Below are 20,347 nucleotides of genomic sequence, written 5' to 3' on the forward strand. Positions count from 1 at the left end.
TCGATGTTTCAAGACATACCGGTCGATGTGGGAGTCGTCTACGAAGGAGAACGAATCCGCTTCAAAGACACACAGGTGGAGTTAGGCGGCGAACGCATCGACACCAAATTCGAACTTGCCCGAGTTAAATCCTTAGATCAAGTTGAAGACGGAAAAATCAACGTCATCGGACCAGATATTAAAGACATGGCTGGAGGCGGCTCCTATCCACTAGGCATATTGGTCGAGGTCGCAGGGAAAGAACTTGAAGAGGGATTAGAAGGAGTCGTTGAACGCAGAATCCACGCCTACTGCAACTACATCGAAGGATTGATGCACCTTAACCAGCGCTACGACATTTGGCTCAGGCTCAGCAAGAAATCGTTTGCGAAGGGGTTCAACTCGTTTGCATACATGGGAAAAGTAATGGAGCGGTTGTTCAAAAGCGAGCTGTCCATAATCGAAAAAATCCAAATTACCTTCATAACAGACCCCGCTAAAGTCAGAGATATGTATTCCGAAGCGCTGAAAATCTACGACGCGAGAGACTCTAAGGCTCGAGGCTTGAAAGACGAGGAAGTGGACTATTTCTACGGTTGCAGTCTCTGCCAATCTTTTGCGCCCACTCATGTGTGCGTTATCACGCCGCAGCGTTATTCCAACTGTGGATCAATTAGCTGGTTCGACGCCAGAGCTTCCGCTCGAATTGACCCGAAAGGCATGCAATACGCAATTGACAAAGGCCAGCTCGTTGACCCGGTTAAAGGCGAATACTCAGGCGTCAACGAACTGGTGAAGAAAAAATCATTAGGCGAATTCAGCCGCGTATGGCTTTACACAGCATTTGGTTACCCCCACACGTCATGCGGATGCTTCGAAGCGGTTGCGTTCTACATTCCCGAAGTTGACGGTTTCGGCATAGTCCACAGAGGGTTCAAAGAGCTAACAGTAAACGGTTTACCATTCTCCACGGTGGCTGACTCCACAGCTGGGGGAAGACAGATTGATGGTTTTCATGGTTTGTCAATCGAATACATGCGTTCGCCGAAATTCCTTCAAGCCGACGGTGGGTGGAACCGCGTGGTTTGGATGCCAACCTCCATTATGGAGCGAATTAAAGATTTCATTCCGCAGGAGGTGAAGGGCAAGATCGCGACGGAAATGGAATCTAAGAATGTCGATGAGTTGAAGAAGTTTCTTGAAGGACAAGCGCATCCAGTGGTAGAACGCTGGAAAGCTCTGCCCACCGAAGCAGCAGAGGCTCCAGCCGAGGAGAAGGAAGTACCCGTGACAGAAGGCGCGCCAGTCATCGAGTTGCCCACTCTACCTATCACTGCTGGAACTTTCAAAATCATTCTCAAGGACGCCAAGATTCACGCTAAGAAAGTCATCATCAGAGCAGAGAAAGCCGAGAAAAGGTGAAAACCGCGTGGAAACAGAAGAGGAGAAACAAAAGAAGGCTCTGCTCAAATTCAGTCCTGAACTTTTCGAAGCTTTGAGCAAACTGCAAGAAGTGGAACTCGAAGACGTAGACTTCGACGTAGGCGACTTGGAGATATGGATTCAGCCATCCACTGTAGCACCTATGCACAAAGCGCCTTCTGTGCCCAAGAAGGGAAAACCTACAAACATAATTGATGTTGACTTCATTCCGCCAATTGAAACCTACCCTGGCAGAATAACCGAAGTACAACTGGGCGCAACCAAAGGCGAAGGCGGAACACGTGGCAAATCCGTGATCATCGGCGGAGAAAGATCACCACCCTATTACCTGTTTGAGAATCCCACTCCGCATCCGCCAGTTGTCACACTTGACGTTTTTGACATGAAAATCCCTTTGGCAAAAGCCGTAAAGATGCATGTTGAAGAAGTCATAGGTGACCCCGCCGCTTGGGCGAAGCTGGCCGTTGACAAGTTCGGCGCCGATATGATTACATTGCACTTGGTAAGCACTGACCCGCTTCTACAGGACACAACGCCTAAAGAAGCTGCAAGAACCGTTGAAAACGTGCTGCAAGCCGTCGACGTGCCAATCGTAATCGGTGGCTGCGGCGATCCAAAGAAAGACCTCTTGGTGTTTGAAAAAGCCGCGGAAGTTGCCGCTGGCGAAAGGGCGCTTATAAGCTCAGTCACACTTGACATGGACATAGAGCGTTCAGCCCAAGCAGTGAACAAGAATGGTCACGTAGCCTTAGCGTTCACCTCCATGGATTTGAACCACGCACGCGAACTCAACCGCAAGCTGTACGAATTCTTGCCCCCAGAACGAATCATAATGGACACGACCACCGCTGCACTTGGATACGGACTTGACTATGCCTTCACGATTATGGAGCGAGCAAGACTCTCAGCTCTGTTAGGAGACACTGAGCTGCAGCATCCATTGTCATCCGGAACCACAAACGCTTGGGCAGCTCGCGAAGCATGGATGAAAATGGCGCCTGAATGGGGACCACGCGAACTACGCGGACCCATATGGGAAACTATTACCGCTCTCACGTTGTGCTTAGCGGGCGTTGACGTGTTCATGATGATGCATCCAGCCGCAGTTAAGACGCTAAAGGAAGTTGTCAATAAGCTCACCACGGGCGCAACTCGAGGAAAACCCGAGCAAATCGCAGACTGGGTGACTATGAAAGTCTAGGCGCAGGAGTTGGAAGACTTGAGCGAAAAAATTGGAGTCAAGGAACTCAGCCCGATAGACATTTACATGCAACTGCCAAAGACAAACTGCAAGAAATGCGGTTTAGAAAACTGCATGGCTTTTGCCACCAAACTGGTTAATCGAGAAACCGCGCTTGAAATGTGTAAGCCACTACTGGAAGAGAAGCAGTATGCGAAAGCATACGAGAAACTGTGGAACATGCTCAAGCCGCCTGTGAAGGAAGTCGCAATCGGCGCAGGCGAAAAAGCCGTAAAAATTGGCGGTAAACTCGTCATGTACCGCCATGAATTCACTTTCCACAATCCCACGCCCATTGCCCTAGACGTAACTGACGAGATGCCTGAAGAAGAACTATTGTCCCGCGTAAAGAGGACAGAGGGCTTTTCGTACATTTACATTGGCAAAGAACTGAAACTGAACATGGTCGCTGTGAGATCGACCTCAAAAGACCCGGAGAAGTTCAAAGCAGCAGTAAGAAGAGTTGTTGACAACACTCAGTTACCTCTTATTCTATGCTCTTTCCATCCTGAAGTCATCGAGGCTGGGCTAATGGCAGCACCAAAGGCTCGACCGCTCATATACGCCGCAACAAAAACCAACTGGAAGGATATGGCTGAACTAGCGCTAATGTATGATTGCCCCTTGGCTGTTTTTGCCCCGAACGACCTGAAGCTGTTGAGGTCGTTGACAAAGACGCTTGTTGAATATGGGGTCAAGGATTTAGTTCTCGATCCGGGGACTTTCCCAGACGACGGGATTTCTGACACAGTAAGCAATTTCACTATGCTGCGGCGAAGCGCATGTCGGAAAGGCGACGACCTGTTGGGCTTCCCGCTGATTGGAACACCAATAACGGAGTGGGTTGAGCGGGCTGATATTCCTGAGATAAACATGTGGAACGAAGCCTACTTAGCTGGCATGCTGATTGCTCGCTATGCCGACATCCTCATAATGCACAGCACCGAAGGATGGGTCCTTCTCCCCAACACCGTCTTGAGAGAGAACATTTACACTGATCCACGAAAACCCGTGGCTGTCGAGCCTGGCGTGAAAACGTTGGGCAAGCCAGATGAAAACTCGCCTGTACTCTTGACGACGAATTTCGCACTTACATTCTACACCGTGGCATCAGACATCGAATCGGCGGGGGTGAACTGCCACCTTCTCGTTGTTGACACTGAAGGCTTAGCCGTCGACAGCTCAGTTGCAGGGCGAAAGTTAACATCAGACAAAGTAGCTGAAGCATTGAAAGAAAGCAGAATCGAAGAGAAAGTGAAGCATCGGAAACTTATCATTCCTGGCAAAGCGGCAAGGCTAAGCGGCGAGATTCAGGAACTCAGCGGCTGGGAGATCCTAGTAGGTCCACGCGATTCGTCCGAAATTCCAAAGTTTCTCCAAGAGCAATGGAAGTAGACTAGGCGCTAAGCACAGCATTTATGGATAAGTGTGCGCATCCACGCCAACTGGCTTAGCCAGTCTGTTAATCTTTATCTCAAGGCTCCTCGGAGACTCTTCCATTTCTTTAAGGGTTTTTAGGGCACCTATCATTATGTTAGCCAAGGTTTCTTGTACAAAGTGGTTCAAAGGCAACTTGCGATTGTTAACCCACATTTCGGTTTCGAAATTCTTTTTGATTACTCTGTGTTTTGAACTCAAAACCATCGCCTCTACTCGAATCTTTTCGGCGGTTATCAATAGATAATGGTTTTGGTAGTTTCATGTTGACAAAATTGATTAGCCACTTCAGGCAACCTTGTGACGATCTGCCTGGAATCAATTCATTAGAGGTGTTGTCAATTGGGTAAAGCTGAAGACCAAGTTGTTGAGGTGTTGCAGAGAGCAGCAGGAAAGCCCTTAACCCTTGTTGAAATCGCGGAGCAGACGGGCAAACCGTCTAAACGAGTGTTCAGAAGCTTGCGAAAATTGTTCGAAGCGGGCACCGTGGCCTGCGACCTCAAAACACGCACCTACACGCTGGCCAAGCAATGACTGACTAGAGACAGGGTTGACCTCAGGAAGGCGGGCAGGTCGAGAAGGAAGTCTATTCGCTTCTTTCCTCTGTCGGGAAACGCGGTTTTCGATAGCGCTTCATGTATGATTCCTCGTCTGGTAGAATCTTTCTCGTTGTTTCAATTCGCTTTCCGGTGTTGACGTTTTCGCCTAGGGCGAAGACCTCTGCTGGTGTACTGAACTGCTCGACGACGCCGTCTTTGCGTTTTCTCTTGACCTTAATGCAGCCATCAACCATGCAGTTGAGCACACATGATGTGCAATAGACGCACAGCTCGTCGACGACTGCTATGTCGCCTGCTTTCCAGTACAAGGCTTTTGTGGGACACACCTTTATGCAGAATTGGCATTCTATGCCCTTGCAGGTTTTCATGTCGATTCTGATATTTCCTTCTTCAAAAAACTCTTTTACGCCCACAGACTTGAGTAGCTCTTCTCTTTTAGCGCGTTTTTGTTTCTTGGAGCTTTCAAGGAGGGCCTCAAAAATGTCCATGCTCTGTTTTTTGTCTCGTTTCTGAGCCATCGCTAAGGCCCTCCTCGCTTGTTGCGTTACGACTAGTTTTCGATAAAGACGTAATAACTATGATGAATTGCTCCTATTGATCTCGGTGACAGAAATTAAAATGGTTATTCCCGTTATATTTAAACCCGTCTAAAATGAAACAAACATCGACACAAACGTTGAAAGCCTCGACCAAATCAGGATGTAAAGGCTACCGCACCATAGCATTGATTACGAGTTACTGGCGACCGGGCGAAAAATACCAACAACAGATCATAGAAACGATAAGAAACCAAGTCCAAAACGGCGACTTCGTCACGGTTTCTGAGAAGGCCATATCGACCGCCACAGGAAACATCGTTGATGAGAAGTCAATTGAGGCAAGCAGACTAGCCAGATGTCTGGCAGAACCTTGGATGCGTTATGCTTGGGGCTATGTACTGGGCACGATTTGCCACCTTCGCAGAAGGACAATCAAGCGCTTCAGAACCTACCCGACCGAAGAAGGTAGCAGACATAAGCAACTGGCGCTCGAAGAAGGCGGATTACTGCAGGCGCTAATGCATGGATCTGAAGCGGCCATCGACGGAAGCAATCTGCCGTATTCCTTTGTGAGCTTGCCACTGCAAAATGCAGCCGAAATCGCAGCTGAAATCCGCCATGGAATTAGAACAATCCTGCGCGTGGAAGTTGCTGTGATGATTGTTGACACAGACAAGAGCTACACGTACCGCAACTTCCACTTCACGCCCAGACCGAAGCCAATTCGTGGAATACAGTCGTTTGGAGGAGTCTTTGCCTACCTTCTAGGAAGAGGCTTCAAGCTGAAGACGAGGTCTACACCGATAGCTATTTCAGGATCTGGACTTGACGCTGAAACAGCGCTTCAGATAGCAGAAACCGCCAACAGAGCCCGAGGCTTCGGTGCTGGCAGAAACGTATGGGATATGGCTGAGACCTTCGACGTTGCCCTCACTGAAGTAACATGGGAAATGCTAGACAAAGTTGAACACAAACCCATAGTCATAGTTAGACCCAGCCCAAAAAACACATAATAAGTAGCAGCGCAAGCATATCGTAAACCTATGTAGCAAGTGAACGACAAATGCGGAATTCGACGTCAATAGTTGAACAAATTCACAAGTTTTTCGAACCCAAATCTGTAGCTGTCGTTGGTGCCTCAAAGAAAATCACCAAAGCAGGACATGTCATTTTCAAGAACTTCGCAGACAACAAACGCCGGGGCATCTTCAAAGGCGAATTGTACCCGGTCAACCCCCATGAGGACTACATTCTAGCGGTCAGATGTTACTCATCACTTACGGAAATAATCGGCGACGTCGAACTCGTCGTTATCGTGGTGCCGGCTGAGAATGTTCCAAAAATCATGCAAGAAGCCGCACAAAAACACGCGAAAGCAGCAGTCATAGTAAGCGGAGGCTTTGGCGAGATTGGAAACCACGCACTGGAAGAAGAAGTCAAAAGCATAGCCAAAAACGCTGGCATTCGCGTGCTTGGACCCAACTGCTTGGGCGTATATGACTCGTCAACAGGCGTGGACATGCTGTTCCTGCCAGAAACAAGAGTCCTAAGCACAGGAGATGAAGTTGTTGCCACGCCTCGGCCAAGAAGCGGACCAATAGCAGTTGTCACCCAAAGCGGAGCTTTCGGCGTAGCCGTTCTCGACTACATGGCCGGCGAAGAAATAGGCTTGAGCAAATTCGTGAGCTTCGGCAACAAAATTGATGTGCAGGAACCGGAGATTCTCGAATACTTGCTTCATGATCCGCAAACGCGCGTCATACTCTTGTACGCCGAGAGCATTAATGCGGGACGAGAATTCATGGAAGTTGCCCAAAAAGTAACAAGATACAAGCCCATTGTAGCTATGAAATCAGGCAAGACAGAAGCCGGAGCACGTGCAGCATTGTCACACACCGGCGCTATCGCAGGCTCAGATAGAATCTACGAGAGCGTCTTCTTACAATCAGGCGTTCTAAGAGCCCGCGACACCGAAGAGCTGCTTGACGCAAGCGAAGCCTTAGCATTTCAACCACCAGCTGCAGGCAACAATGTTGCCATAGTCACAGCTGCAGGCGGACCCGCCATCATGGCTGCTGACGAGTTGGAGTCGAAAGGAGTAAACGTCAAGAGATTCAGCGACGAAACCACACAAAAATTCGAACGCCTGAAAAAAGAAGGAAAAATTCCTTCCTTCGCAACAAACTACAACCCGCTCGACTTGACGGGCTCAGTGACATCGGAAATGTTTGAGCTTGGAACCAAAATTTTGCTGGAAGACCCAGAGATATACGGCGTCATGGTGTTCGGCTTACACCATTCCCCCGCACTGCAAGAAGACTATGTGGACAGAATAGCTAACCTTTCAAAGAATTACCTTAAACCTGTTCTTGCCTGTGACATCGGCGAAACCGAAATGGCTGCATACATACGCGGTAGATTTGACAAATTAGGCGTTCCCTCTTACTCATTCCCAGAAGACACAGCCCGCGCGATGTCAGCACTAGTCCGCTATGGACTCTACCTCAAAAAGAACAGCTACTACGAAGACTACATCGAGCAGTTCAAGCAGAAAGTGAGAAAATAAGCATAATATTTCCCTTCATCCCCATCAAAGAAAAAGTCAGGTGCTAATAGTCGAGCGGTTTGGCTATCGTTAGGCTCGATTTTATCTGAGTTTGATGCTTGTTTCGAGTAGTTTTTTGAGTTTTGGGTTGTCTGGGAAGGTCCAGATTATTTGGCGTTTGTCGATTGTTATTTTGTTGGAGCTTTCTAGGTATTCTAGTATGCGGTTGAAGGTTTGATACTGTATTTGTTTTGGTAGGCTTTGGAGTAGTTGTTTTTTGGTTGGGTAGGTTTTTGCTTGTTTGATGGCTTTCTCTACCATTAGTATGGTATCGAGTTGTGGTTCATGGATGACTTTGGTTGTCATGTTTTTCAGGTGTCTTCTTAGTCTTGCTTATCATAGCATATGGTTGGAGTGTTATATAAACTTATACAATAATTGCTCAGACTTAGTCATGGGTTTCTTGGGTGTGTTTTGAGGTATTCTTTTTCTTGTTATGACCCAGTCGTTTAGAAGCCTAGGAGATACATTGTTAGGAGGCTGGTTGCGATGCCGATGAGGAGTCCTGCAGCCTTGTGTATGGAATTTTCTTCTTGTGTTGTTAGCGTGAAATTGTGTTGATGATTTGCTACGAATCTTGCCAGATTGATTTTGTTGTGTTTCTGTGGGTTCTGCTGTTCGCTGTGTTATATGAATGTTCGTTGTTAGCGAACGGATAGAATTCGGTTTGCTTTTTTCAGGAAGGTGTTCGTTCTCACGTATACGTCGGAGATGATGTCTGCTTCAACGAATCGTGCAGCAGCAAATACTCCGTATGAATCTGTGGTTTTGAAAGCTTGATTTATTCTGCGCAGGCTGAGTTGCACTGTGCTCTTTTCTTTGGTTGATAGTTTTGCTTTTTTGATGTGGTTTAGGTATGTTTCTGATGCTTTTGATGGGTTGCCGCCATAGAATCCGCTCATGGCGTAAATGTCATAGCTGTCTTTATCGATGAGGCGAGGTAATGCTAAGCCTTTCATAGTTAGGGCTCCAACGATGTCTGCTGTGTTAATGGTGACTGTTGCTTTGCCGCCTTTTGGCAGTGTTCCTTCTATCTCGTTTTCATACTGAAACTTGAAAACGATGTTGGATCCTGGGATTAGACAGGCGGTTAGATCTTTTTGCACTTTTGTGAGCGGGAGTGCTTTCTGTGCTGCTTGAGGTTCTGTTAGGAAATCAAGGGCTATGTTGTATTCTTTTTTGTCTAGTGGCGAAGCGACGTTTTTCTCAAATCGGAAGGGGTTGGATGTTTTTTGGTAGCTTAGTCTTTCTGCTGTTTTCCTTATAGTTTCGTATTTTACCATAATTGATGGTTTGAGTACAAGGTCTATGTCTTTTGAGCCGCAGTGGTCAAAGTGGTCTTTGGTTAGGAAGTACGGTGCCCATCCTCCAGCGAGAACGAAGTCGTTTTTGTAGGTGTGTAGGGCGGAGGAGAGTTCGACAAGTGCTGATTTGGATGCTTCGGTTTGGTTCCGGTCGTACATTGTTTATTGTTCACCGACTAGAGTTTTTCCCCATTTTTCAACTATTCGTTCGTATAGATGTTCAGCTGCTTCTAGTCCTCTGGCTGGATAGTTGTAGAGGTCTACGAATAACTGCACATCGCAAACCACTTTGGCTTTTTTTTCTTCTTTATCGGATATTCGAACGCTGGCTGTTTGTTGACCGTAGAAGACGCCTTCGTCGTATGGTATGACAAGCTTTACGTTGCCTCCTTTTGGGATTGGTTGAAGGTCAAGGTTTTTGGCGAGCGTTGGTGCTTCTTCTTTTTTCTTTATGTATATGTGTATGTCAACGGGTCTTACATGGGGAGCAATTAGTGATGCTGCGGCTAGAGCTGTTAATGCGTAGTTTGGGGTTTGGATGCTGGATAATTGTTCGATGAATCGGTTGACTTCGCGTTCAAATGTGTAGTAGTCTAGGAAGGTGTTTATTTTATCGTATTGGTTGTAGGCTGCCCATCTCTTGAGCAGAACTGTTGGATTAACTGTTTTTATCTTGAAGTGTTCGGTGTGTGCCACATGGCCTAAGTCGATTAGTGTGGAAATAACAGCGTGAGCGTATCCTGGGGATATCTTGACTTCTTCAGCCAAACCTCTTATTGTCCAATTCCACTGTGGAGTTATGAGTAGTGCTCTTAGGATTCTGGTGGCTTTTGGCTCGAAGATGTTGTGTACTCGGCGCATGATTTCTTAGGCGTTCGCTACATTATATAAATGTTCGCTAATAGCGAACATGCTTTTTGGGCTATGGATTTCTTGGATGGGTTCTTAGGTGTATTAACTGATGTAATGGAGTATTGGAGTGGTCGTTTGTTTTTGTATCTGATGTGTTTTTTCGGTTCTATGGGAATGATTAGGTTGGTGTGTGGTTGGTTTAGAGGCTTAGTAGGTATATTGTTAGGAGGCTGGTTGCGATGCCGATGAGGAGTCCTGCTGCCTTGTATTGGTCGATAGGCTTTTAATGTGATCTGGCGGCGTATTCTGGGTTCGTGGAGTGAAAGTGGGTTTGTCTGTTCGCGGAGTGAAAGTTAGCTATGATCGTGATTCTGATGTGTTGTTGATCATAGTTTCTGAGGCTAAGGTTGACTATGCTGAGGAGATGGGTCCGATCGTTGTGCATTTTACTAAGGGTGGGAAGCCTGTGTTGTTGGAGATTCTGGATGCCAGCGAAGTTATTTCTGAGGTTGCGAAGATTGGGATGAAGGCGAAGAAGCCGACGCCAGTGGAGTTGAAAACCTAACAATGGATAAAGTGCACAAGGAAGCGCTCTCGAAACTTTTGAGTGAGATTCGAGAAGAAAGACAGATTCTGGTTGCTACACAAGACACGGAATTTAAACAATGCCTTGAAAAATCATTGAAAGAAACTAAAACTAGAACTTGCGAATTCCAAGGATGGAACATCAAAGGGCCAGAGATCAGCATATAGGATCTTAGTTTTCGCGGTTAACAATTCAACAAAGTCTGAGTTTGTTACGTTATCTCTCCATTTGTCTTCTTCACACTCAAAGTATTCTTGTGGAGTCATTTTTGTTTCAAGGACATCTCTGCTTTGTTTTGTGAACGGCATTTTCTTTGGGTCGTTTATTATATTGATTTTTGGTATGTTGTCCCACGCTTCTTCCACTACGTATACGTGATAATTTTCTTCCTTGTTCATGGTTTCGTATTCATTTTCGGTCAGCTGTAGTGACTTGGTAGTCCTTTAAGGAGAATAAGTCGCTTCATTTAAGCCGCCTTTAAAAAGCAGGTTATTCACTCATCTCATTTGCTGAGAACAAATTTTAAGGTCGCCGTCAATAGTGACTAGGCTCTTATTTGGTATTTGAACCCAGTCTCTGAACCAGATTGGTTCTTGAAACAGAATCGCCGTATTCTCGTCAATGGCGTACATTAAATTGTAGTAGTCGGAGTTTCTTGGATCTGAATATTCTCTATAAGCATAGATTCGTTTGCCGTTAGATAGAATAAATGTCATTGAGCTGTAACTGTACTCTTTTCTTACCCTTTGAACAGTTTTCTCTATTGCTTTTTCTATCGAATAGTCACTGTTTTCCTTATCTTGTAGCAAGACACGAAACAATTTTTCGCTGTCCGTGGTTCCTTGGAGGCCTGCGACTTCTTCATTGAATCCGTGGATGGTGCCGTTATGTGCGAAGCACCACTCTCCTCGAATGAACGGTTGTGTATTTTCCAATTTGACATCTTTGTATTCAGAACTAGGTTTTCTAAGATGCGCTAACAATATACCCGTTGCACGTAATTGATCTAAACGTTCGCAAAATTCTTCGTATCTTGAATCTTCCATGGCATTTGTTGGTTGTCTGCCCAAATATGTAGGAGTATGATTTTGATAGTAGACTATGCCCCATCCGTGTTTGTGACCGGGTTCGGCATTAGGTAAAACTTTTCCTCTTTCAGCTAGCAATCTAAAGCCCCTGAGAAAAAAGGAAGGAATTGGTTTTCGGCTCATTAAGGCAAACATTCTACACATGAATATCACTTTTCTGAGGTTTTCTATTTCATCTTTAAATGGTTTTGTTCGATGCCTTACTCATCACAAAAAAGGGGGAAATTGGCGTTTTACCAGCCTTGCTTTAAGGCTTTTAGTTCTCTTTTTCGGCGTTCTTCTATTTGCTCGTAGAGTCTTTTGATATCTGAGGTTACAATGCTTATACCGGATTCGCCTTCAATTCTTTCGATTGTTATTTGCCTTGTTGTTGGCCGTTCTAGTTGTTCTAGTCTTGGGACCTCCACTATGAATTCTCTTGAGGAAACTAGTCCGAGGGTTTGGCCTGATGGTAGTAGTCCGCTCATTTCTATTTTCATTTGGTGTGGTCCTGTGTTGACTTGGCCGAATTTGGTGAATATTTCTACGGTGAGTTCTTTTCTGAGGTTTTTCATGGTTCCTGGGACTGATGTGTAGAAGGTTTTGAGGCGTTGTCCGTCGAAGTACAGGTTTGCTTTGAGGTGTGAGCAGAGGCCGTATCCGATTGGTGTGAGCCTGAACTTTATGGTGAGTGCTAAATTTCTGTTTGTGATTTTTTGGAGGATATCTTTTATGATAATTGTTTCTGATTTAGGCTGTGCTTTTGCGAATCCTTCAAGTTTGGCTTCTCTTGTCCTCAAAGCTTAATCGCCCAATCCTTTGCATATTTTGGGTTTATTGTATGGCTTCGAGTGCTTGGTTGAAGTATTCGGCGAGCGCTTTCATTGTTTTCATGCTGGTTGCGATGACTAGTGGGTGTCCTTCTTTTTTGTGCCAGAAGGCGCTGTCGAGTTGGTCTACGGGCATGGCTTCGGCGACGTTTTTGAACATTTTTTCTAGTATCTGTTTCATTTTTTCTTGGGTGCAGTTACCTGCTTGTTCGCATAGGTCATAGACGTGTGAGTATATCATGTGGAGTGAGTAGGCGCCTGGCGTTCTTTGGATTGTGAATTCTTTTGGGTCTTCGAACGCTTCTGGGAATATTTCCTTGAGAGCGTTCCAGTAGTTGGCGATGTCGTTTGCAAGTTCTTTGGGATTCTTTCTTCTGAAGCTGGGTCTTGATTTTAGGATATAGGTTATAGAGTCGGTAAGGGGGCGTTGTTTGATTATGTGGTTTTCTTGTTTCTTTTCGCTTGGCAGCTGGACTTTGTTGTACCAAGGGGAGCGTGGGTCGTTTCGGATTATGTCGACTACGGGTATGGCTTCGGCTGTTAGTACGGCTTTTTCTCCTTCTAGCATGAGTAGGGTTGGTTTGCCCATTTTTTCAGACATTTCGTAGAGGTGGCGTTGGACTAGGTCGGTTGAGACTCCTTTTTGGCGGGTGTTGATTATGTAGAATTGTCGCATTTCGGTGTAGACGTCTGGTAGGTTGACGATTGTTACTGGTACGGGGTAGTCGTCGAATTTTGGGTCTTCTTCTCTTGCTTCTTTGAGTCCTTCTAGGCGGTGTTGTCCGTCGACTATTGAGAAGGGTAGGGATTCTGGGGATAGGGCTAGTTCGCCGAATTCTGCGAAGCTGTCGATTGATTTTTTGGGTCTGAATTCCATTTTTCCTCTTACGTTGACGAGTATTGACGTGGGGAATACTCCTTCTTCTTTTAGGAGGTAGTTCATGGCCTTGCGGACTCGTAGGGGTACGAGGGCTCTTTGGTAACCTTTTGGGTTGTCTTCGCCCCATCTGTCGATTTTATATGAGGCGAGAAGGTCGCCAGCCTTCATTGTGGTTATGTACATTGGTAGACCTCTTTGCTGGATTTTAAACGCGTTTAACACAGGCATGTTTCATAACATCTCCTTAATAGGGGCCTAATTAATTGAAACGGCCGTCAAATTATAAAAATATTTCGGTTTAAGACAGGCCCTCTCAATAACTAGGATGCACCAATGATCATTCTTGGCTTTTCTGTCGGATGCTGTAGAGTCTTTTTCCGTCTGGTCCGAATCTGTAGTCCCATATGTTGCCGGCTGAGTCCTTGTACATTCCCAAGCCGACTGATCGCATGTCTTTGGGTAGTTCGTCCTCGGTGTATTCGTTTGGCTTTTTGGGTTCGGCAGTTTCGGGGATGGGTTGTTTTATTGGCTCGCCAGCCTTTGTTTCTGGTGGTTTTTCGGGTGGTGTTACTTTTTCTTTTTCTGCCTCTGGGGCGGCCAGTTTTTTCATGATGTGGTATATTGGGAAGGCTTCGTTGGATCTTATCCATGCTTCTTCGACGAAGAATTGGACGGCCATTTTGGCTGATAGGCTGTCTATTGGGATGACGTCTGAATCAGTGTTTAGATGATTCACTAATGACATGGCTGATGCTAGTTGTATGGCTCTTCTTTCGAGTCGCATTGAGAAGGGTACGACTTTGGTTCCTAAGTGTTCTAGGACGAGGGTGGTTGCGGTTTCTAGCATTTTTAGTATTTCGTCGGTTAGAAGTATTTTTTTGTCGTAGAAGCTTCCGGCTACGAGTGGGTCTTTTGTTTGTATTGCGTATACGAGGGTGAGGTGGTCCCGGATTTTGTAGGCTTCTTCCATTTTGGTTCTTAGTTCGCCTAGTAGGAGGGCTCTTTGGCTTTTTGATAGTTCTTGGTATTTTTGTTTGGTGAGTCTGTGTAGGCGGCAGAGCATGCGGTCTTCTATTGCGTTGAAGTTTGAGTCTCTGACTGTGACTTCGTAGCCTTTTTCGTAGACTTCGGTGTTGTAGTTGACTGTGAAGAAGGATGAGAAGCGGTATGGACCGACTGTGTAGGTTTTGGTTTCGTATCTTATTGAGCCTCTTTCCATTGCGAGTTTCATTGGTTCTACCATGCCTTTGTGTTTGAACCAGTCGTTGAATTCTGTGACTATGAAGTTGAAGCGTCTGCCTAGGTATGCTTCACCGATGGCTATGAACATGGCTGGTGTCATTCCGCCGCAGTATCTGTTGATGCCTGGTAGTCCGTGGGGTGGGACGCCTTGGTCTTCGTTGCCTAGTATCATGTCTTTTGTGGCGAATGTTTTTCCTGTTCCTGGTTCTCCGAATAGGGCTAGGTTGAAGCCTGTGTTTAGTGCTTTTTGGCCTTTTTTGTTGATTACTGTTGAGTCGCATATTGAGTAGGATTGTGTTATGCTGAGTAGGTGGTCGAAGAAGAGGGTGGGGCCATATAGTGATTGTAGATAGTCTGTGAGATATGTTGGTGACATTTGTTTGCCGAATTCTATTGTTTGTTCTAGTCTGTTGGCGATAAGGTCTTTGAGGTAGTTTCTGAATTCTTCGTCCATTCTTATTACTTCGAGGAATTCGCGTTCAGCTTGTTCAGTGCTTAGTCTGGGTACTGGTTTGGCTTCAAATTCTGAGAGGACTTCAATTACGACTGGTTTTATTTCTTCGGGCATGGCCCATCTTGGATGCTGTTTGGACCCGACTTCCCATGCTAAGTCGAATTTGTCTCTGAGTTCTGCTATAAGACGAGCAGGGTATAGTTTGTCGCCGTAGATTTCGCTTGATGTGGCCGCTAGTGAGTCGAAGTGTGCTTGGCCAGTTTCAACTAGTGCTTTTAGTAGGGCGTAGCCTTTTTTTCCGTAGGTTTTAAGCACTTGTTTAATGGTGATTCTGACTTCTTCCCATGAACCTTGGCAATCAAACGTGCCTTCTTTGACGGTGTAATATTTGCCTCTAAATGCATAGTGGTCTTTGAAGGGTGAAAGCTGTATCATTTGGGTTAATTGTTCGTCTGTTATTGTTTTCGCGAGTTTATCGAGGTTGATTGCTTGGTCGATTGGAAGTTCTCCGTTGAAAATTTGCTGACTAATTTTTGTTTTAACTTCGTTGGGCATGGCCCATTCTAAGTGATAAAGATATCTCCTGAGAAGTAGGATTCGCTCCTTTAACTTGTCTCCAGGCAAAAATGACTGGTTCGCGTTCAATGTTGGCGACCCTACCTGTTACCTAAGAGTTCTGAAGCTAGTTCATCGATTCTCTTAATTTCTCCTTCAATGACTCCTCTTGCTTCCCTTCTTAAACTGGCCACACTTCCCTTTGCAAATTGCTTTGCCGCGAGCTTGTTATGGCATAGTTTACTCAGTCCCGCTAATTCGATGTGCGCCGAGTTGTTTTTGTTGAACTGAGGTATCGAAAACATGAAGGGCCTCCTTGTAACTGCTCTTTCCCCAAAAAGACCTCGTGGTTGCAATGGTTTTATGCTGTCATTGATAATGTTAGAGTTGAGAATTGCACAAACATAGTGCGCTTCCATTTCATCGTTTGTTTCGTAGAAGAAAGTGGATTGCTCAGAAATGAATCCTTTCGGACTTATTTTGGCTCGCAGGAGTGGAAAGTCAGGTAATACTTGCTTCTCAATAACACATGATGCGATGTTTGTCCCACTTGAGTTATATATGACAATGTATTTTTTGCTAGGGCTTTGAGCATCCAGTTTATTCATATAGTTGAGCCACGAAACAACCCTTGGAAAATTCTTCCTCGACCTTTCTGTTGCGTTTTCCTCCCATATTTTTTGGACCGCCTGTACCCAATCGGCCATGTGGTGGAAACCTCGGCTTCTAAGTTCAATGATATCAAGTAGTCTGTAGCGATTAGCACGTGACTCTATAGGGAGGGCCACTTGTCGCATTCTAGTATAGCGAAAAGACAGTATATCTCCGGCCAACAGCGTTGCAAAAATGAAGCCAGCCTCCACATTTCCGGCTAGCTGTATGCCTTTCCAACGATCTTTAGCTTGTTCTAATACATCCTCTGCCGATTTAACAAATGGTTTGTTTACGTCAGCTCCTAATGTTGCGTGCGGATCAAACTCTATAAACCAAAGACACCTTGGGGTTATGTCTATCCCCTTCTTGACCTTGTCATAATACCAACTGTACCTTGTTGGAGTAAAGGGGGGATTGTAAAGGTAGTCTTCGACTGAAAGCTGTCTAATGGCTTCTCCCAGTCTAAGGTTCTTTTCGCTAAGTTCTCCTCTATATCGATTTGTATGTACTGGATATTTCGTGTCTTTTCCCTTTAATGCTATTAGTACACATGAGGGAACATTAAAAAGTGGCTCCACATCTTCTAGATCAAATATCTTGAACAGCTTGTTCTTTGGCTTGCTAAATCGTTTAAAGTTGACGTGGTGTAGAGCCCCCGTGAGTACGCTTCTTGGCATTACGAACGCTATCGCACCGTCATCGCGCAAGTAGAGATCACTGCAGCGAGAGAAAAAGCATGTAGCCATTTCCATGTTAGAGAATTGATGGACTTGGCTACTGTTTAGCAAGTCATAAGAAAGTACTTCTTGCTTGAGGAAGTCTTGGTAGTTCTTGTTCTCCACGTATCTCAGAAGAATCCAAGGAGGATTGCCAACCACCATATCAAACTTGGATTGCATCAACGTGATGGGAGCGTATATGTTGCTGAGCATGAAAACCCATATTGCGTCCAAGTTGGCGTCCATGAGCATCAAAATAGTATTCAGAGTTGTATCTAGAACGTCCAGTTCATCGTCTGAAAGTTTGGCGCCATGACTTCTCCCCAAGACTTCCAAAGCTTCTGTCTTGTTCCTCCGTGCTCTGTAAGCGCTAATAGCCGCCTTATAGCCATCTATAACCTGGCTTAGAACAGTTTTCTGAGTGGCCACAGTTTTCGGAATCTGAATTGCATAGATTTTCGGTTTCCCATTCTTATTATTTGCAACCTCCACGCTGAATTCGTAAACGCTAACCTTGCCCTTTTCAGTGAGAGTCTCAGTAACCCTAGGTATTCTAACCGAATCTGCCACATAAATAGGAACGATAATACGTTTACCCAGCTGGAGTAATTCTCCCAACGCAACAATATAATTAGCCCGTGCAATAACCACAGCCAACGGATTGATGTCGACACCTACCACATTATCAAGGACAAAATCCAGAATATACTTGTGATCTTTTCCTTCTTTCAAAAGACGTTCCTTTACGACATGAATAGCATTGCAGAGAAATGTTCCGGACCCGCAACCCGGGTCCAAAATTCTAGGTGTGCCTTGATGGGCATTATCCCATAGCTCAATGCTTTCTTTGAGAGTTAACTCAACCAACCACTCAGGCGTGTAGTACTCGCCTATCCTGTGCCTCTCATTGCGCTTAACAATCTCTTGATAAATCTCTTTGAAAAAATCCTCATCAATCTGAGACAAGTCATACCTCAACAGCTCTCTTGTAACGTCACCGACAAGCCTCAAAGTTCTATTCTGTATCTTAGGATGCAATAGCCACGCAAAGAAATCCTCCTCGATCAAATTCGCTATACCATACGAAGAAAAATACTCACCTGTCAAAGCTCTGATAAGTCTATCTTCTCTAACAACATTATCCCCACTCAGCCGAAGGTAAACAATTAATTTAACCAGCGTAACTAGGTAAGTGTGGTCTATGAAAGCAGAAACCTCGGGCCTACCACCATAAACAATCTCCATGTTCTTGGCCCACAAATCCAACTTCAACGCTACATCCTTTTCGTCTTTCACCTCTTCCCACAAAGCAGTAAGCCCATCAACAGAAACACAATAAGTCGGACTATCCGGACCAAACCGCCACCGCAAATCCATGGCAGAAGGCCTTATCTTAGGCTTCGAAAAGACAAAAGAATCAAGCCACAAAACACTCTTAGCAGACGAAGCCTCTGAGATATTTATCGCCCCAATCTTATTCAAACCGATAACTTGCCCATCCTTAATCGCAGGCGTATAAGCAACAAACTCGACAACATCGGTTGCAATGCCAATATGCTTCCTCTCGGGTTCTTTCTCATGAAGGACTTGAAAATATTTCATCAACTTCTGCTTCGCGTCATCATGCTCCACTTTCAGATCAACCTTAATTTCAAAGACCACATTGGAGAAAATCAGGTCCGCGCTTCCTCTAAGACCCCACAACTTGCTGCCAAGCTTACTCTCAATACCGGGTATCAATTCCTCAAGCCTAACACCAAAAAGCTCCTTCAGTAAACTCGACAAAACCAAAAGCTTAGCAGGATGCATATTAGCAGAACGACTCTTCGCCACATGATCCTTAATTACAAGAGAGAACTCATTCGCGCCCACTTACAACACCTTCAGAAATATATTGACAACCATAAAAGGTCACTTTCCACCCACGAAGCTTCGAATCAACTCAAAATCCTTTGCCGAGATCATAACCATTGCTCTACGCAGAAGCACGCTCCACCGCTTCAAGCCTTTAGTGAAGCTTAATTTACTAACAAGTTTCTCGACCGATACAGGTTCTTTAGCCACAACAACTGGCTCAAGCTTTACACGATGCGGAAAGATTTCTTCTCTGCTAAACTCTGCCCAGCTAAAAATCTTTTCTTTGCTTTCAAATGGCTCGGAAACCGCCTTAAGAATTCCTCCAATCCGTTTGGGCATCACGTAAAAAGCAAGATAATCGCCTGGCTTCACCATCTCAATTTGACGTCTACCTCGCTTCTCAGGAACACCCCAAACCTTGTGTTTCTTCACCGCATTCCAATTGTCCTCATTGGTTACGCAAAGCCAATAATTCACCAATTCCTAACACCCAATTGTCCTTACATTGTCAAAATTCACTTAAATATTTGGTGACTCTTTCCATAATCAAGCAAAAGTTATAGAAAACAAGTATAGTAAACTGAAGGAACCATCGAAATATGGCCAAGATAACGATTCAAAACATCGTATCAACCATCTCACTGGAACAAGAGCTTGACTCAGAAAGAATTCGCAAAGCATGTGCGGAAGAATGCTTCTTCGAAACATTAACCAACAGAAAATACACCTTCCGCGTAGTAGCTCTTCAAATACTATAACCCAAAATGATCCGGCTAATCTACAAAACTGGCAAAATCAAATGCACAGACTTAACAAAATACAACCACATACAAAAAGCCGCAACACTCCTCACCTCAAGAATCGCCTCAAACCTATGATGTTTCTTCATGAACGACACTGGAAAGCAAAGACCTGGACAATGGTTAAGAATTAAAAATCTAGAGGGGGGTAGGTCTTGAGGGTTTACGGAAGCCTAATTGAAATTGCAAGGCGGACTCGCATTCCCGTTGGCTCATCCCAGGCGTATCTTACTCCCAACATCCAACGAAGCTGTGTAAATTGCCAGAAGACCCCTCGCGCGCTTCGAGTGTACCGCCACTTCGATGAGAGTTCAAGTCCCACCCCCGCCCGTCTACACCGAACCCCGGACGGATCGGGTAGTCCTCCAGTTATGACATGAGCAAGAAGATCGGAAGCGGCACTTCCGTATGGTTTCTTCCCTGACCCAAAGTGTCCTTTGTGATGAGGATTCCTCTGAGCGACCTTCCACCCTTGATGAAATCAATTATACCGTACAAGTCGTTCCTCCGTATTGACCCTTGATACTTAACTTCAATGGGCAGAAAGGCATCCTCAAATTTTCCCACAAAATCAACTTCGCGTCTCTTGCCACTCTCCCAATAAAACAGCTTTGTCGCATAATCGAACTGTGGACTTGGCTCCATGTTGAACATCAGCCGAATCAAATGGTTACAGACCACAGACTCCACGAGTCTACTCCTATTCTCAGAATACTTAAGAAAATCTACAGCCTCTTGAAAAGG

20 protein-coding genes are annotated in these 20,347 nt (G+C 45.3%); 7 read left to right on the forward strand and 13 right to left on the reverse strand.

Translation table 11 applies throughout. From position 1 onward, the window contains the following. Nucleotides 1-3 precede the first annotated feature (3 nt). From cdhC to acsC, 3 genes are read left to right on the forward strand one after another with little or no spacing between them, the layout of a single operon-like run. On the forward strand, nt 4-1,401 hold the full coding sequence (gene cdhC, locus VJ249_04080; GenBank protein HKZ93744.1) for a CO dehydrogenase/CO-methylating acetyl-CoA synthase complex subunit beta: 1,398 nt from the start codon (nt 4-6) through the stop codon (nt 1,399-1,401). Between the two features lie 7 nt (nt 1,402-1,408). Then, nucleotides 1,409-2,623: a CO dehydrogenase/acetyl-CoA synthase subunit delta gene (cdhD, locus tag VJ249_04085; protein ID HKZ93745.1), complete on the forward strand. Its 1,215-nt coding sequence runs from the start codon at nt 1,409-1,411 to the stop codon at nt 2,621-2,623. An 18-nt stretch (nt 2,624-2,641) separates the two neighbouring features. Then, on the forward strand, nt 2,642-4,057 hold the full coding sequence (gene acsC / locus VJ249_04090; GenBank protein ID HKZ93746.1) for an acetyl-CoA decarbonylase/synthase complex subunit gamma: 1,416 nt from the start codon (nt 2,642-2,644) through the stop codon (nt 4,055-4,057). A gap of 21 nt (nt 4,058-4,078) precedes the next feature. Here the strand turns inward: acsC and VJ249_04095 are convergent, their stop codons facing one another. Further along, complete coding sequence (locus VJ249_04095) at nt 4,079-4,300, reverse strand: hypothetical protein (GenBank protein ID HKZ93747.1); 222 nt, start codon at nt 4,298-4,300, stop codon at nt 4,079-4,081. A gap of 141 nt (nt 4,301-4,441) precedes the next feature. On the opposite strand from VJ249_04095, the gene VJ249_04100 reads away from it, so the two are divergent. Continuing rightward, complete coding sequence (locus tag VJ249_04100; protein ID HKZ93748.1) at nt 4,442-4,633, forward strand: hypothetical protein; 192 nt, start codon at nt 4,442-4,444, stop codon at nt 4,631-4,633. 52 nt (nt 4,634-4,685) lie between these two features. Here the strand turns inward: VJ249_04100 and VJ249_04105 are convergent, their stop codons facing one another. Then, nucleotides 4,686-5,177, reverse strand: a complete 492-nt coding sequence (locus tag VJ249_04105) for a hypothetical protein (protein ID HKZ93749.1) — start codon at nt 5,175-5,177, stop codon at nt 4,686-4,688. 134 nt (nt 5,178-5,311) lie between these two features. Between VJ249_04105 and VJ249_04110 the strand changes: the two genes are divergently transcribed. Next, nucleotides 5,312-6,211, forward strand: a complete 900-nt coding sequence (locus VJ249_04110) for a coenzyme F420-0:L-glutamate ligase (GenBank protein ID HKZ93750.1) — start codon at nt 5,312-5,314, stop codon at nt 6,209-6,211. 50 nt (nt 6,212-6,261) lie between these two features. Then, nucleotides 6,262-7,764 carry a CoA-binding protein gene (locus VJ249_04115; protein ID HKZ93751.1) on the forward strand — a complete coding sequence of 501 codons (1,503 nt, stop codon included), beginning with the start codon at nt 6,262-6,264 and terminating at the stop codon, nt 7,762-7,764. A gap of 81 nt (nt 7,765-7,845) precedes the next feature. Here the strand turns inward: VJ249_04115 and VJ249_04120 are convergent, their stop codons facing one another. The 3 genes from VJ249_04120 to VJ249_04130 form a co-directional block, all read right to left on the reverse strand. Continuing rightward, nucleotides 7,846-8,109, reverse strand: a complete 264-nt coding sequence (locus tag VJ249_04120) for a hypothetical protein (GenBank protein HKZ93752.1) — start codon at nt 8,107-8,109, stop codon at nt 7,846-7,848. Between the two features lie 338 nt (nt 8,110-8,447). Beyond that, nucleotides 8,448-9,266: a hypothetical protein gene (locus tag VJ249_04125; GenBank protein HKZ93753.1), complete on the reverse strand. Its 819-nt coding sequence runs from the start codon at nt 9,264-9,266 to the stop codon at nt 8,448-8,450. 3 nt (nt 9,267-9,269) lie between these two features. Then, on the reverse strand, nt 9,270-9,968 hold the full coding sequence (locus VJ249_04130; protein ID HKZ93754.1) for a type IV toxin-antitoxin system AbiEi family antitoxin: 699 nt from the start codon (nt 9,966-9,968) through the stop codon (nt 9,270-9,272). A gap of 322 nt (nt 9,969-10,290) precedes the next feature. Between VJ249_04130 and VJ249_04135 the strand changes: the two genes are divergently transcribed. After that, nucleotides 10,291-10,524, forward strand: coding sequence for a DUF2283 domain-containing protein (locus VJ249_04135; protein HKZ93755.1), 234 nt, complete (start codon nt 10,291-10,293; stop codon nt 10,522-10,524). Between the two features lie 113 nt (nt 10,525-10,637). On the opposite strand, the gene VJ249_04140 is transcribed toward VJ249_04135, so the two are convergent. The 8 genes from VJ249_04140 to VJ249_04175 form a co-directional block, all read right to left on the reverse strand. After that, a complete protein-coding gene (locus VJ249_04140) occupies nt 10,638-10,943 on the reverse strand; it encodes a hypothetical protein (protein HKZ93756.1) in 306 nt (101 codons plus the stop codon). A gap of 99 nt (nt 10,944-11,042) precedes the next feature. Further along, a complete protein-coding gene (locus VJ249_04145; protein ID HKZ93757.1) occupies nt 11,043-11,777 on the reverse strand; it encodes a class II glutamine amidotransferase in 735 nt (244 codons plus the stop codon). 89 nt (nt 11,778-11,866) lie between these two features. Beyond that, nucleotides 11,867-12,412, reverse strand: a complete 546-nt coding sequence (locus tag VJ249_04150) for a hypothetical protein (GenBank protein HKZ93758.1) — start codon at nt 12,410-12,412, stop codon at nt 11,867-11,869. Nucleotides 12,413-12,446: 34 nt separating this feature from the next. Then, on the reverse strand, nt 12,447-13,550 hold the full coding sequence (locus VJ249_04155; GenBank protein HKZ93759.1) for a DGQHR domain-containing protein: 1,104 nt from the start codon (nt 13,548-13,550) through the stop codon (nt 12,447-12,449). Nucleotides 13,551-13,659: 109 nt separating this feature from the next. After that, nucleotides 13,660-15,573: a hypothetical protein gene (locus VJ249_04160; GenBank protein ID HKZ93760.1), complete on the reverse strand. Its 1,914-nt coding sequence runs from the start codon at nt 15,571-15,573 to the stop codon at nt 13,660-13,662. Between the two features lie 101 nt (nt 15,574-15,674). Further along, a complete protein-coding gene (locus tag VJ249_04165) occupies nt 15,675-18,242 on the reverse strand; it encodes an N-6 DNA methylase (GenBank protein HKZ93761.1) in 2,568 nt (855 codons plus the stop codon). A gap of 615 nt (nt 18,243-18,857) precedes the next feature. Beyond that, nucleotides 18,858-19,280, reverse strand: a complete 423-nt coding sequence (locus VJ249_04170) for an EVE domain-containing protein (protein ID HKZ93762.1) — start codon at nt 19,278-19,280, stop codon at nt 18,858-18,860. A 692-nt stretch (nt 19,281-19,972) separates the two neighbouring features. Continuing rightward, nucleotides 19,973-20,347: DUF4143 domain-containing protein (locus VJ249_04175; GenBank protein HKZ93763.1), on the reverse strand; the 375-nt coding region annotated here is incomplete at its 5' end.

The sequence above is a fragment of the Candidatus Bathyarchaeia archaeon genome (assembly GCA_035283685.1).
Taxonomy (GTDB): Archaea; Thermoproteota; Bathyarchaeia; order Bathyarchaeales; family Bathyarchaeaceae; genus DATETJ01.

Excerpts from the sequence above, each read along its gene's own strand:
- cdhC (HKZ93744.1), top strand. The coding sequence starts at position 4 with ATGTTTCAAGACATACCGGTCGATGTGGGAGTCGTCTACGAAGGAGAA.
- VJ249_04105 (HKZ93749.1), bottom strand. The coding sequence starts at position 5,177 with ATGGCTCAGAAACGAGACAAAAAACAGAGCATGGACATTTTTGAGGCC.
- VJ249_04110 (HKZ93750.1), top strand. The coding sequence starts at position 5,312 with ATGAAACAAACATCGACACAAACGTTGAAAGCCTCGACCAAATCAGGA.
- VJ249_04115 (HKZ93751.1), top strand. The coding sequence starts at position 6,262 with ATGCGGAATTCGACGTCAATAGTTGAACAAATTCACAAGTTTTTCGAA.
- VJ249_04120 (HKZ93752.1), bottom strand. The coding sequence starts at position 8,109 with ATGACAACCAAAGTCATCCATGAACCACAACTCGATACCATACTAATG.
- VJ249_04125 (HKZ93753.1), bottom strand. The coding sequence starts at position 9,266 with ATGTACGACCGGAACCAAACCGAAGCATCCAAATCAGCACTTGTCGAA.
- VJ249_04130 (HKZ93754.1), bottom strand. The coding sequence starts at position 9,968 with ATGCGCCGAGTACACAACATCTTCGAGCCAAAAGCCACCAGAATCCTA.
- VJ249_04140 (HKZ93756.1), bottom strand. The coding sequence starts at position 10,943 with ATGAACAAGGAAGAAAATTATCACGTATACGTAGTGGAAGAAGCGTGG.
- VJ249_04145 (HKZ93757.1), bottom strand. The coding sequence starts at position 11,777 with ATGTGTAGAATGTTTGCCTTAATGAGCCGAAAACCAATTCCTTCCTTT.
- VJ249_04155 (HKZ93759.1), bottom strand. The coding sequence starts at position 13,550 with ATGCCTGTGTTAAACGCGTTTAAAATCCAGCAAAGAGGTCTACCAATG.
- VJ249_04160 (HKZ93760.1), bottom strand. The coding sequence starts at position 15,573 with ATGCCCAACGAAGTTAAAACAAAAATTAGTCAGCAAATTTTCAACGGA.